This is a genomic window from Micromonospora sp. WMMD967, from assembly GCF_029626165.1.
GTDB classification, from domain to species: Bacteria; Actinomycetota; Actinomycetes; order Mycobacteriales; family Micromonosporaceae; genus Micromonospora; species Micromonospora taraxaci.
Genome location: NZ_JARUBK010000001.1, coordinates 3655984 through 3668916, shown reverse-complemented (window position 1 = coordinate 3668916; position 12933 = coordinate 3655984). Strand labels below are relative to the sequence as shown.

General features: G+C 73.3%; 10 protein-coding genes. 1 reads left to right on the top strand and 9 read right to left on the bottom strand.

From position 1 onward, the window contains the following. The 4 genes from O7631_RS17110 to recN all read right to left on the bottom strand — a co-directional run bounded on the left by O7631_RS17110 (position 1) and on the right by recN (position 4956). Entirely contained in the window at positions 1–867 is an 867-nt protein-coding gene (locus O7631_RS17110; RefSeq protein ID WP_278145091.1) for a hypothetical protein, read from the bottom strand. 64 nt (positions 868–931) lie between these two features. Next, positions 932–1873, bottom strand: a complete 942-nt coding sequence (locus O7631_RS17105; protein ID WP_269679808.1) for a copper transporter — start codon at positions 1871–1873, stop codon at positions 932–934. 27 nt (positions 1874–1900) lie between these two features. Further along, positions 1901–3079, bottom strand: a complete 1179-nt coding sequence (gene steA, locus O7631_RS17100; RefSeq protein ID WP_278145090.1) for a putative cytokinetic ring protein SteA — start codon at positions 3077–3079, stop codon at positions 1901–1903. A 119-nt stretch (positions 3080–3198) separates the two neighbouring features. Further along, positions 3199–4956 (bottom strand): DNA repair protein RecN, encoded by a 1758-nt coding sequence (gene recN, locus O7631_RS17095; protein WP_278147961.1) that lies wholly within the window; start codon positions 4954–4956, stop codon positions 3199–3201. Positions 4957–5045: 89 nt separating this feature from the next. On the opposite strand from recN, the gene O7631_RS17090 reads away from it, so the two are divergent. Further along, complete coding sequence (locus O7631_RS17090; protein WP_278145089.1) at positions 5046–6065, top strand: helix-turn-helix domain-containing protein; 1020 nt, start codon at positions 5046–5048, stop codon at positions 6063–6065. A 52-nt stretch (positions 6066–6117) separates the two neighbouring features. Here O7631_RS17090 and O7631_RS17085 read toward each other — a convergent pair whose 3' ends face one another. The 5 genes from O7631_RS17085 to O7631_RS17065 all read right to left on the bottom strand — a co-directional run bounded on the left by O7631_RS17085 (position 6118) and on the right by O7631_RS17065 (position 12888). Further along, the gene (locus O7631_RS17085) at positions 6118–9837 is read right to left on the bottom strand and encodes a S8 family serine peptidase (RefSeq protein WP_278145088.1); all 3720 of its coding nucleotides are present in this window, start codon (positions 9835–9837) and stop codon (positions 6118–6120) included. 195 nt (positions 9838–10032) lie between these two features. Further along, entirely contained in the window at positions 10033–10917 is an 885-nt protein-coding gene (locus tag O7631_RS17080) for an NAD kinase (protein ID WP_088990256.1), read from the bottom strand. 91 nt (positions 10918–11008) lie between these two features. Then, entirely contained in the window at positions 11009–11872 is an 864-nt protein-coding gene (locus O7631_RS17075) for a TlyA family RNA methyltransferase (RefSeq protein WP_278145087.1), read from the bottom strand. Between the two features lie 39 nt (positions 11873–11911). After that, a complete protein-coding gene (locus O7631_RS17070) occupies positions 11912–12187 on the bottom strand; it encodes a hypothetical protein (RefSeq protein WP_278145086.1) in 276 nt (91 codons plus the stop codon). Then, positions 12184–12888, bottom strand: coding sequence for a hypothetical protein (locus O7631_RS17065; RefSeq protein WP_278145085.1), 705 nt, complete (start codon positions 12886–12888; stop codon positions 12184–12186). The genes O7631_RS17070 and O7631_RS17065 overlap by 4 nt, the downstream gene beginning before the upstream one ends. Positions 12889–12933 lie beyond the last annotated feature (45 nt).

Sequence of the window (12933 nt, the reverse complement as noted above, 5' to 3'; positions counted from 1 at the left end):
TCAGTCGGCGCGTCGGCCCAGTGCGTCGAGCTCACGCAGCCCCGGGGTCCGTTGGATCACGGCCGTGAAGCTGACCTTCTCGCTGGCGGCGGTGAGCCCGGCGAGCACCGCGAGCAGACCGGCCCGACCCCACGGGCCGGTACGGACGGCGAGCGCGACACCGAGCAGCGCCCCGAGGGCGTTCGCGCCGCTGTCGCCGAGCATCACGTCCTCGCCCAGGTCGTCGCGGAGCAGACCAGCGGCGGCACCGGCGGCACCGGCGGCGATCCCGCCGTGCGGGCCACCGGCCAGCGGCGCGGCGAGCAGCAGCCCGGACTTGATCGCCCGGCCCGGCCGCAGGTCGAGCAGGTTGAGCAGGTTGGCCGTGCCGGCGATGACCCCGGCGCCGAGGAGCACGTCGACGCCCCGACCGAACGCGCCGTGGCGCTGCCGGCGCGGGTGCGCCGCGACCCGCTGGTCGGCGGCCAGCAGCGCCGCCGCGCCCAGGCCGGCGGCGCCCACCCCGGCGACCTTCACCAGGCCGGCGGTGACCCGCCCCTCACGCAGCGCGGCGAGGTGACCGGCGAAACCCTTCGCGGTCTTCTGCTCCGGCCGCGCGCCCACCACGTCGTCGTACAGGCCGACGGCACCCGCGCCGAGGCCGGCGACCAGCGCCGCCCCACCGGAGGGGCCGCTGGTGGCACCGAACGCGCCGACGGCCGCCGCGCCTGCGGCGAGCGCCGGCCCGGCGGCCAGGCTGACCGTGCGGCCCCGGAAGTTCGTGCGCTCCAACGCCGGACCGGCCGGCGAGGTGCGGACCTCACGCAGCGCGTACCGGGCCGCCGCGGCACCGGCGCCGACGAGCAGCAGCCGACCAAGCGTCCTCATGCCGCCACCCTGCTGCGCGTCAGCTCACGCGCGTCGATTACGGACACCGGGGTAAATCGTTCGCTCACTGGGGCAGTTTAGGCAGCAGCGACGGCGCGTTGTCGCCGACGCCGTACTGCCCGGCTTTCTTCTCGGTGAGCTGCTCCACCAGGGCGAGGCTGGTGACCAGCTGACCCTGCACGGTGTTGGCGTTGTCGACCGTGGAGATGGTCTGGGCGAGCACCGGGTCACCACGGACCACGGACACCAGGTTGCCGCCGACGGAGCCCTTCCCAGCCACCACGATCGACCCGGTCCGGTCGAACTGCTCGGCGATCTTGACGACCGACTCGTCCCGCTTCTCGGAGTCCTTGTCGACGTACGGCTGGCCGCTGACCACCACGACCGCCTCCGCCGAGCCGGTGACCTTGTTGTTGTCGGTGGTCAGGTAGCCGGCGTTGTTGTACGCGGCGAGCACCGCCCGCCGGTCGGCGTCACTGACCGGCGCGACCCCCTGGGCGCGGTCCAGCAGGACGCTGGCCAGCAACGCGCTGGACGTCTCCACACCGTGCCCGTTGCCCGGCAGGCCGGTGGTCTGCGCGGTCGGGCGGGCGGCGGTGACGGCCAACTCCAACAGGTTGGTGTTGTTGTCCGGGTTGATGAACTTGTCCTGCAACTCGACCCGTCCGGTCAGGGTGGCGCCGGCCTGCTGGAGCTTCTTGAGCACACCCTCGGTGTGGTCGCGCCCGTTGGGCAGCGTCAGCACCAGCACGCGGCGCCCGGTCAGGGTGCCGGGGAGGATGACCTGCGAGATCTCCTCGGCGAAGTCCTCCTCCAGCGCGAGCTGCTTCTCCATGTTGCTGACCTGCTGGCGCCAGTTCTGGTTGTCCTTACGCAGCCCGGTGACCTGTCCCTCGAGCGAGTCGGCGACCGGGCCGTTGAGGGCGGCTGTGCCGACCACCAAGCCGATCGCCAGAGCCAGGAAGACCGCGGTGAGGGACACCACGTGGTAGCGGAAGTTGATCACGCTTGCAGCCTCTTGATCGGTCGGGAACTAGAAGAGCCGGTACAGCTGGAACACGAGATTGTCCCACCACTCGGCGACCACGCCCAGGTACGCCTTCCCGACTGTCGACACGGCCACCGCGGACGCCATCGCCGCGATCGCCGACAACACCAGCAACAACAGCGACGAACCGGAGATGCTCTGCCGGTAGAGCCGGCTCACACCCTTGGCGTCGACCAGCTTGCCACCGACCTTGAGCCGGGTCAGGAACGTCGAGGCCATGCCACCGCGCCCCTTGTCCAGGAACTCGACCAGCGTGGCGTGGGTGCCGACCGCGACCAGCAGCGAGGCGCCCTTCTCGTCGGCGAGCAGCATCGCCAGGTCCTCGCTGGTCGCCGCGGCCGGGAACGTGATCGCCGGGACGCCGAGACCGTTGACCCGGGGCAGGCCGGGCGCCCTCCCGTCCGGGTACGCGTGCACGATCACCTCGGCGCCGCAGCGCAGCACGTCGTCGGTGACCGAATCCATGTCCCCGATGATCATGTCGGGGGTGTACCCGGCCTCGACCAGCGCGTCCGCCCCACCGTCGACGCCGATGAGCACCGGCTTGAACTCCCTGATGTACGGGCGCAGCACGTCCAGGTCGGCCTTGTAGTCGTACCCGCGCACCACGATCAGGCAGTGCCGACCCTGCATCTGGGTCTCGATGTCCGGAACGCCCACACCGTCGAGCAGCAGGTCGCGCTCCTGGCGCAGGTAGTCCATCGTGTTGGCGGCGAACGCCTCCAACTGCACCGACAGACCCTCCCGGGCGTCGGCCATCGCCTTGGCGACCGACTCGGCGTCCTGCAGGCTGCCGTGCGCCACCGGCTCGTCACCGGCGAAGACCGTGTTGCCCTCGATCCGGACCTGGTCGCCCTCGCGGATCCGTTCGAAGACCCCCTCGCCGAGGTCGTCGAGCAGCGGAATGCCGGCGGCGATCAACACCTCCGGGCCGAGGTTCGGGTAACGGCCGGACACCGAGGGCTTCGCGTTGAGCACCGCCCCGACACCGACAGCGACGAGCGAGTCGGCCGCCACCCGGTCCAGGTCGACGTGGTCGATGACCGCGATGTCGCCGGGGCGCAGGCGGCCGACCAGCCGTTTCGTCCGGCGATCAAGGCGCGCGGTGCCGAGGACTCTGCCCGGCTCGGGGGCACGGTTCCGGCGCAACGTGGGTAGACGCATCGTGACCATCCTGGCATGTGAGGCAGGCTTTTCTGTCGCGACATGCCTGAGCAGGGCCGCCTACCCAGGGAAGCACACGTCGGCACAAGCCGGTGTGCTTGCGCTCACAATACGCGGCGTCACAACCGCCTTTCCTTGGCGGCCACGGCCAGAAGCTCCTCGGCGTGAGCGATACCCAGATCCGAATCCGGCAAACCCGCCAACATCCGGGCCAGCTCCCGAGCCCGCTCAGTGTCCTCCACCACCCGAACACCACTGGTCGTCACCGCGCCACCGGTGTCCTTCGCCACCACCAGGTGCCGGTCGGCGAACGCCGCCACCTGCGGCAGGTGCGTGACGACCAACACCTGGTGGCTACGCGCCAACCGGGCCAGCCGCCGGCCGATCTCCACCGCCGCCTGACCCCCCACACCCGCGTCGACCTCGTCGAAGACCAACGTGGGAGGGCCGCCCGACCCGGCGAACACCACCTCTATCGCCAGCATCACCCGGGACAACTCACCACCGGACGCCCCGCGCTGCAAGGGCAACGACGGCGCGCCCGGGTGCGCCAGCAACCGCAGCTCCACCTCGTCACCGCCGTCCGAGGTGACACCCACCTCGACCCCGTTGACCGACAACGTGGGCTCGGCCCGACCCGCCGGCCGCGGCAGCACCGCCACCTCGATGCGCGCGTGCGGCATGGCCAACCCGGCCAGCTCCACGGTGACCTGGTCGGCGAAACGCAGCGCCGCCTCCTGCCGGGACGCCGACACCCGCCCGGCCAGGTCCGCCACCTCGACCGCGAGCCGCTGACCCTCCCGCTCCAGCTCGTCCAACAGATCGTCGGAGGTGTCCAGGTCGGACAGTCGCGTCCGCGCCCGATCAGCCCAGGCGATCACCCCGTCGACGTCGTCGGCGTACTTACGGGTCAGGGCACGCAGCGCCGCCCGCCGCTCGTAGACGTGCTGCAACCGGGCCGGGTCCGCGTCGAGCGTCGCCAGGTACGCCGACAACTCCGCCGACACGTCGGTGACCAGCGTCGCCGCCTCCTCCAGGCGCGACGCCAGGTCACCCAACGCCGGGTCGGTGCCCGCCTGCGCCTCCAGGGTCCGCCGGGCGGTGCCGAGCAACGCCGCCGCGTCCGGTGTCTCGTCGGTGGCCTCCGCGCCACCTGCCACACACTGCTGGGCGATCTGCGCGGCCGTCCGCAGCCCTTCGGCGTGCTCCAGCCGCTGCGCCTCGGTCTTCAGCTCGTCGTCCTCACCGGGCTGCGGATCGACCCGGGTGATCTCGTCGAGGCCCAACCGCAGCAGGTCGGCCTCCTGATTGCGCTCGCGGGCGTTGCGCCGCCGGTCGGCCAGGTCGTCGACCACCCGCCGCCACCCCGTGTACGCCTCCCGCAACGCGTCGAGCAGCTTCTCGTGCTCCGGGCCGGCGAACCGGTCCAACGCGGCCCGCTGTTCGGCCGGACGCAGCAGCCGCAACTGGTCGGACTGCCCGTGCACGGCGACCGCCTGCTCGCCGACCTCACCGAGCATCGACACCGGCATGCTCCGACCGCCGACGTGGGCACGCGAGCGGCCCTCCACCGTCACCGTGCGGCTCAGCAGCACCGAGCCGTCCTCGTCGGGCTCCCCACCGGCCTCGGTGATCCGCGCGTGCACGGCGTCGGCGACCCGCCCGAGCAGACGCAACCGCCCCTCGACCACCGCCCGGCCGGGTTGGGCACGAACCCGCCCGGCGTCGGCCCGGCCGCCGAAGAGCAGGCCGAGGCCGGTGACCACCATCGTCTTGCCCGCACCGGTCTCGCCGGTGATGACGTTCATCCCGCCGGTCAACGGCAGCGTGGTGTCGTCGATGACGCCCAGTCCGGTGATACGCAGCTCTTCCAGCACAGCCACCGACAGTAGACGCGAGGGGCGACAGTTGACCAGCCGACGGGCCCCGGCGCGGCCGGCACCCGGCCGACGTACAGTTCTGCCCCGTGTTGGACGTGATCGGCCTGACCTCGGCTGAGGAGGAGCTCTACCGCTGCCTGCTCCAGCTCACCGCGGCGCGCGTCGACGACCTGGCCCGACGCCTGCACCGACCGCGCGAGCAGGTCGTCGCCCAGATCGAGGCGCTGCGCGCCAAGGGACTGGTGCAACCCACCGACATCGACCCGGACGCGCCCCTGCGCCCGACCGCACCGGACGTCGCCCTCGGCGGGGCGCTGCTGCGTCGCCAGGAGGACCTGGAGGCCGCCCGGCACCGGGTCACCCAACTCGCCGAGGAGTACCGGTCCGGGCTGCGCCGGCACCACGTCGACCACCTCGTCGAGGTGATCGTCGGAGCCCGGGTCCTCCGCGACCGCCTGCGCGACCTGCAGAACTCGGCGCGTACCGAGGTGCTGTGGTTCTGCCGCGCCAACCCCCTGGCGATGGCCGGCCCGGAGAACGTCGAGGAGTTCGACGCGCTGGCCCGCGGCGTCAGCTACCGCGCCATCTACGAACGTGACCTGCTGCTGGAACCGGGAGCGTTGGCCGACCTGGCCAAGGGCGTCGCCGCCGGCGAGCAGGCCCGGGTGCTCGACCGGCTGCCCGTCCGACTGGCCATCGTGGACGCCAGCACCGCCATCTGCCCATTGGTGCCCGACCGCGACGGCGGGGAGCCGAGCGCCGCCGTGATCGGCCGCAGCCAACTGCTCGACGCGCTGCTCGCCCTCTTCGAGAGCCACTGGCGGATCGCCACCCGACTGCGCCTCGACGATCCCCTCACCGTCGCCGCGCCCGAGGGCCGGCGGCCGGACCCCGAGGACCGTCCCGGCGACGGCTACCAGCCCGACGCCGACGAGGCACGGCTGCTGTCGCTGTTCGTGGCCGGCGTACCCGACAAGTCCATCGCCTCGCAGCTCGGGGTGAGCCGCCGGACCGTGCAACGACGCATCGCCGACCTGATGGCCGCCGCCGGGGTGGACACCCGACCAGGGCTGGCGTTCCAGGTCGCCCGACGCGGCTGGCTCTGACCGCGCCGAGCCGGGGTGGGACGGCCCACGGCCATCCCACCCCGGCCTCCGATCAGCGCAGCCCGTACGCCTGGAGCACCGTCTGGTCGACGGTGTTCCCGGCCCGGTCGGCGGCGTGCACCCGCAGCGACACCGTTCCGCGCCCCGCCGGCACTGTCACGGTGTACCGGGTGCCCGACCCCTTGGTGTGCGCGTCACGCCAGGTGACTCCCCCGTCGAAGGAGACCTGCACCCGGACGCTGGTGCCGGTCGGCTTGGGCACACCGGTCGGCTGACGCAGGGTCAACGCCACCTGGTGCGGCCGGTTGCCACGAACCGTGCCGAGCAGGTCCGCCGGCACCTGGTAGTCCACCTGCAACAGCGACAACGGCGTGGCGGCCCCGCCCGCCGGACGGCCCGAGGTGAACTCCCAGGCCGTGTCGGTACGGGTGCCGTAGCGCCACTCGGCCGAGGACCGCTTCGTGGTCAGGTCCAGCCGGTAGCGGGCCCGACCCGGGGTGGCGGGCACCGGGGCCCACCCGCCGGACAGGTCGGCGATCTGCTTCCCGTCCCGACTGACCCGGGCCTCGACCGTGTCGGACTCCTCGCTGTTGCCGGCCACCGTGTAGTGCCCACCCGCGTCGACGAACTCGGGCACCCGCAGGTCCAGGCTGTCACCGGTGCGGGTGGGCACCGGCGCCCCACGGGCCGGCACGGCCGGACGGACCACCGGCGCGTGCCAGGTCTCGGTCTCCCGGTCGTCGGCGGCGTACCGTCGGGGCTCCTGGGTCAGGCCACCGGTCAACTGCCCCCACTGCATGAACATCGACTTGTGCAGCACCCGGTGCTGCCACCAGTTGTCCCCGGCGCTGACGAACTCCTGCCGGGTGGTGCCGTTGCGGACCAGACGCTGGTCGTCGTTCCAGGCGTACTCCTGCCATGGACGCCAGCCGAACCGCTCCTCGGTCGCCCAACCGGCGCCCATGTCGCCGTAGCTCGCGGTCACCTCCGCGGTGTTCTTCGCGGTCACCGTGTGCACGACCCGCTCCGGCACCCGACCCTTCGACACCTGCCACACGTCGTACAGGTAGGGGCTGTCCACCGTCAACGTCAGATCGAGCGTCGCCCGGCCCTTACGCGCCGTGGCGATCAACCGCTGCCCGTCGTCGTACGCCACCACCATCGACGGGATCGGCAGCGGCTCCGCCGCCGGCCTCCACACCGTCCACGCGCTCTGGTCCTGCGGGCGGACGATCAGCACCGCGGCGGCGCCGGCTGCCGCCGCGGCGGCGACCTGCTCCTCCTCCGCGCGGTTCGGGTCGGTGGTGAGAAGCGCGGCGGCACCCCGCACCCGGGCCAACTCGGCGGGGGTTCCGACACCGGCCCAGACCAGCGGCAACTTGTGCCGGCCGGTCGGCGCCGGCGAGGTGCCCAGCAGGTTGATGTCCGACGGACCGGACACGCCGCTGACCGTCGCGTCCACCATCGGCGCGACGAGCTGCCAGCGCGAGGCGAACTCGAACCCGCCCTGGCGCACCTGCCGGGTCGGCGTGACGTTGACCTGCTGGACGGTGCTGTACGCCATCACCCCGTGGTCGATCTGCCGACCGTTGCCCAGCACCCGGTGCACGTACCAACTCAGCGTGGCCCGCTGCTCGCTGGGCTTCGGCGTCTCGATCCGCACCGGCGTGCCCTTGCGGGCGTCGAGCACCACTGTCAGGTCCCGGTCGACGACCAGCTCCGGCTCGACCGTCTGGGTCATCTGCTCGTCCAGCGGAGCACCGTGCTCGACCAGGGCGGTCAGCAGGTACGTGCCCTCCTCGACCCGCAGCGTGCCCTCGCCCGGCCACCAACCCCAGTAGTCCGACTCGGGCTGCTCACCGAACAGGGTCAGCGCCGGCGACAGGGCCAGCTCACCCTTGCGGTCCAGCACCTTCACGGTGACGTCGTGCATCGGGCCGCTGACGGTCAACCCGACCGGCGTCCGCACGGCGACACCGTCGGTGCCGGTCGCCACCAGCCAGCCACCGTGCGGGCCCCGGGCCAGTTTCGCCGGGTCGGCCCGCAGCGGCACCGCCACGCTGCCACCCGCCGCGACGGTCACCGTGCCGGAGCCGACGGACACGCCGTCGGCCTCCGCCGCACCGCTGTCCAGGTTGCGCAGGTCCAGCGCGAGCCGCAGGGTCTGCGCGGCACTCGTCCCGTTGGTGTACGTCACGGTCCGCTCGACCGCGGCGCCGCCGGTGGAGACCCGACCGAAGTCGACAGTGGCCGACGCGTACACCCGCTGGGTGAGCGCCCGCGCCACGTCGACCCGACCGCCACCCTGCTCGAACACCGTCAACGCCGGGTTGGCCTTCGTGGTGCTGACCAACGCGTCCTTGAGAGCCCCGGCGGCCCAGTCCGGGTGCTCTTGGGCGAGGATCGCCGCCGCGCCGGCCACGTGCGGGGTGGCCATCGAGGTCCCGGACGCGGTCGTGTAGGCGTCGCCCACCGGCGTACCCATCGTGGTGCCGGCGGCCCGCGCGGCGACGATGCCGACGCCCGGCGCGGTGATCTCCGGCTTGAGGCCGTTGTCACCGACCCGTGGCCCACGGCTGGAGAAGTCGGCGAGGTTGTCGTCGCGGTCCACCGCGCCGACGGTGAGCGCCGCCGCGGCCGCGCCGGGCGACCCGACGGTACGCGCCTCACCCGCGTTGCCGGCGGCGATCACGAACAGCGCGCCGGTCTCGGCGGACAGGTCGTTGACCGCCTGGCTCATCGGGTCGGTGCCGTCGGTCGGGCCGCCGCCGAGGCTCATGCTGACGACCTTCGCGCCGGAGCGGGCCGCCCACTCCATGCCGGCGATGATGGACGAGTCGTAGCCGGAGCCACCGTCGTCGAGCACCTTGCCGACCAGCAGCTGCGCGCCGGGGGCGACGCCCTTACGGAGTCCGTCGGACGCCGCGCCACTGCCGGCGATGGTGGCCGCCACGTGGGTGCCGTGGCCGTGCCCGTCGCGGGCGCTGCCGCTGCCGGAGAAGTCCTGCGCCTCGGCGATCCGCCCGGCCAGGTCGGGGTGGGTGGCGTCGACGCCGGTGTCGAGCACCGCCACCTTCACACCGCTGCCGTCCCGGCCGGCTGCCCAGGCCGTCGGCGCGCCGATCTGCGGCACGCTGTGCTCCAGTGTCGGACGGACCTTCCCGTCCAGCCAGATCCGGGCGATGCCGCCGCCCAACCGGGGCGCGGCAGCCGAGGTCCGGGCGGTCGGCGTACCGGCGAGCGAGCTCCACAGACCGCCGAGGTCACCCTTGCCGACCCGCAGCGCCGCACCGTTGATGCTCTCCAGGGGGCGGGCGTCGGTGGCACCGGCGAGCGGTCGCACCCGACCGGCGGCCGGCTCCTGGTACCGCACGATCAGCGGCAGGGTGCCCCGCGCGGTGTCGCCGTAGCCGTCGGCCGCCAACTCCTGCACGTCGAACAGATTGGCGTCGAGGACCCCGCTGGTCACGTACGGCAGGGCGTCGCTGGGAAGCACCCGCAGCGTGCCGTCGACCTGCGTGGTCTGGAAGAAGATCCGTTCGCGCCCGGGTCCCGGGCGGACGGTGGCGGCGACCCGACCAGGCGCCGCCGGTGCCAGGTCGACCTGGTCACCGGTGATCAGCGTGATACGGACGGGCGCGGCACCCGGAGTGGGCGTGCCCGATGTCGGGCCGGTGGGCCGGGCGGGCGGGTCGGCGGACGCCGGTGCGGCGAGGCCGACCACCAACGCGCCGACCGCGCCGACGGCGAGCCAGCGTGGGGACCAGTGCATGCGATGTGCTCCTCTACTCCTCCAGGCCCACCATCCGTAGATGAGGGCCGATCGGAGTCTGCGTCGGAGCCTGTCACCAGGTCACTAGTCACCAGCCGCCGCAGCGGCGACATGTCGCCAGGTGGACAACCACCGTCCACCCACGGTGTGCGTCACGGTCACCGGCTGCCGCACCAACCGTGCACCGGCAGGCTGTCACCGGCGGCTGCCACGCCAACCGTGCACGGGCAGGCCGAACTTGGCGACCAGCCGGTCGGTGAACGGTCGGGGCCGCAGCCGCACGATGCGCACCGGCAGGGCACCCCGACGCACCGTCACCCGGGCGCCCGGCGGCAGGTCGTAGACCCGACGCCCGTCGCAGGACAGCACGGCCAGGGTGGTGAACGGGTCGACCGTGATCACGAAGGTGGACGTCGGCGCCGTGACCAGTGGACGGCTGAACAACGCGTGCGCGCTGATCGGCACCAGCAGCAGCGCCTCCACCTCCGGCCAGACCACCGGGCCGCCGCCGGAGAACGCGTACGCGGTGGAGCCCGTCGGGGTGGCGCAGACGACACCGTCGCAGCCGTAGCGGGACAGCGGCCGCCCGTCCACGTCGACGAGCAGTTCGAGCATCTGGGCCCGCTCGCCCTTCTCGATGCTGATCTCGTTGAGCGCCCAGGACTCGATGGTCGGCCCACCGTCGAACTCGGCGGTGACGTCCAGGGTGAGCCGCTCGTCGACCGTGTAGTTGCGACTGACGACGTCCTGCACCGCGACGTCCAGATCGTCGATCTCCGCCTCGGCCAGGAAACCCACCTTGCCGAGGTTGATGCCGAGCAGCGGGGCCTTCGCCGGACGGGCCAACTCGGCGGCCCGCAGGAAGGTGCCGTCCCCGCCGAGCGCGAAGACGATCTCGGCGCCCTCGGCGGCCTTCTGGCCGGCGACCGGCACCACACCGGGCAGGTCGAGGTCCTCGGCCTCGTCGGCGACCACCCGTACCTCGAAACCCGCGTCGATCAGGTCGGCGGCGACCGACCGGGCGTGCTCCGTGCTGCGGCGACGACCGGTGTGGGTCACCAGCAGAGCGGTCCGGCTCATCGCCTCGCCCGCCCGTCGGGGACCGGGCGGCGTCGCACCACCGTCGCCCCACTCCCGCCGCGTGTCGTCGCGGCGCCCTCGCTGCGCGCGTTCACCCTGCGACCTCCTCCGCCGCCGTCACGTCCGGCACGTCGCCGGCCGCTGTCGGGCCGTCCGGCCCGGCCGCCACCACGGCCCGCACCCGCTGCGGGTCGGCCGGCGGTGCGCCCCGGCGCAACCATACGAAGAACTCCACATTGCCGCTCGGCCCGGGCAGAGGGCTGGCCGCCACGTCGGCCAGACCCAGGCCGAGCGTGGCCGCCGCGGCGGCCACGTCCAGGACCGCCTCGGCACGCAACTCCGGATCGCGGACCACACCACCGGCGCCGACCCGTTCCTTGCCCACCTCGAACTGCGGCTTCACCATCAACGCCAGGTCGCCGTCGTCGCGGGTGCAGCCGGCCAACGCCGGCAGCACCAACCGCAGCGAGATGAACGACAGGTCGGCCACCGTGAGGTCGACAGGCCCACCGATCGTGTCCGGTACGAGGGTACGAACGTTCGTGCGTTCCAGGACGCGGACCCGCTCGTCGGTGCGCAGCGACCAGGCGAGCTGCCCGTAGCCGACGTCCACGGCCACCACCTCGGCGGCGTCGGCGCGCAACAGCACATCGGTGAAGCCACCGGTCGAGGCGCCGGCGTCCAGGCAGCGCCGGCCGGCGACCCGTAGCCCACCGGCCGCGAACGCGGCCAGCGCGCCGGCCAGCTTGTGCCCGCCCCGGGAGACGTACTCCTCGGCCGGGTCCTCGCCCGTCACCAGCAGCGGGTCGGCGGGGTCGACCATCGCGGCGGCCTTGCGCGCGACCACCCCGCGCAGCTGGACCCGGCCGGCCTCCACCAGCCCGGCGGCCTGCTCCCGGGAACGAGCCAGACCGCGCCGGACGAGTTCGGCGTCCAACCGGTTACGACGTGCCATGGGTGGTTCTCCGGTCTGCTTCAGGCCTGGTCGTGCCGCTCAGGTCTGGTCGATGGTGGCGAGGGTTTCCCGCAGCGTCTCGTAGGCCGCCTCGTACTGCGCGATCTGGTCCGCCGGGGCGAGCGTCGCGGCGTTCGCCATGGCCTGCACGGCGGCGTCCACCGCCGGGTGCCGCGCCGGCTCGTCCCCGAGGTCCGCCGGCGGACCGGGGCGGGCACCGGCCGGAGGGCCCGGGCGGGGCGGGAACGAGCCTCCGGTGGGTGGCCCGGGCCGGGGCGGGAACGAGCCGCCGGCCGGCGGGTGGGGCTGGATCATTCGGTGACGCCCGGTGGCTGCTTACGGACCGCCTTCTTGGCGGGCATGGCCGCCGGTGTCGGGGTCTCGTCGTCGGTGCGGCTGATCGTCGCCGGTGGCTTCTTCGCGATGGCCTTCTTGGCGACCGCCTTCTTGGCCACGGCCTTCTTCGCCACCGGCTGCACGGCCGCCGACTGCTCGGCCACCGCCTGCCCCGCCGAAGGCTGCCCGGCCGCCGGCTCGTCGGGCCCAGCCTGCCCCGCCGAAGGCTGCCCGGCCGCCGGCTTGTCGGGCGCATGAGCGGAGACCGGGGCACCCGCCGGGCCGTCGGACGGCACCAGACGGTCTCCGGGCCGCGCGGCGCGGGTCGGGTCCGGTCGCTCCGACGGGCTGCCGGTCGGCGTTTCCACTGGCTCGGAGGCGCGCGCCTCACGCAGTTGCCGTTCCAGGTCGCGCACCCGCCGGGTCAGCTCGGCCACCTCGTCGGCGGTTGCCAGGCCGACCGCCCCGAGAGCACGGTCGACCTCGAAGCGGACCAGCTTGGTGAGCGCCTCCCGGTTGGCGGCGCCGGTGGTGACCAGCTCCTCGCCGAGCGCCTGGAGTTGGGCGGCGGTCGCGCCACCGGAGCCGACGAGGCGTCGCGCCACGTCCTGGGCCTTCTTCCGGGGCGCCTCCGTGAGGCCCATGGCCAGTTCGAGGTAGGCGCGCCACGCGTCCTGCATGCCTGAGTCCTTCCACGGGGCGGGGTGTGCAGGTGTCACGCTACC

Excerpts from the sequence above, each read along its gene's own strand:
- O7631_RS17075 (WP_278145087.1), bottom strand. The coding sequence starts at position 11,872 with ATGGCACGTCGTAACCGGTTGGACGCCGAACTCGTCCGGCGCGGTCTG.
- O7631_RS17085 (WP_278145088.1), bottom strand. The coding sequence starts at position 9,837 with ATGCACTGGTCCCCACGCTGGCTCGCCGTCGGCGCGGTCGGCGCGTTG.
- O7631_RS17110 (WP_278145091.1), bottom strand. The coding sequence starts at position 867 with ATGAGGACGCTTGGTCGGCTGCTGCTCGTCGGCGCCGGTGCCGCGGCG.
- O7631_RS17070 (WP_278145086.1), bottom strand. The coding sequence starts at position 12,187 with ATGATCCAGCCCCACCCGCCGGCCGGCGGCTCGTTCCCGCCCCGGCCC.
- O7631_RS17065 (WP_278145085.1), bottom strand. The coding sequence starts at position 12,888 with ATGCAGGACGCGTGGCGCGCCTACCTCGAACTGGCCATGGGCCTCACG.
- O7631_RS17080 (WP_088990256.1), bottom strand. The coding sequence starts at position 10,917 with ATGAGCCGGACCGCTCTGCTGGTGACCCACACCGGTCGTCGCCGCAGC.
- steA (WP_278145090.1), bottom strand. The coding sequence starts at position 3,079 with ATGCGTCTACCCACGTTGCGCCGGAACCGTGCCCCCGAGCCGGGCAGA.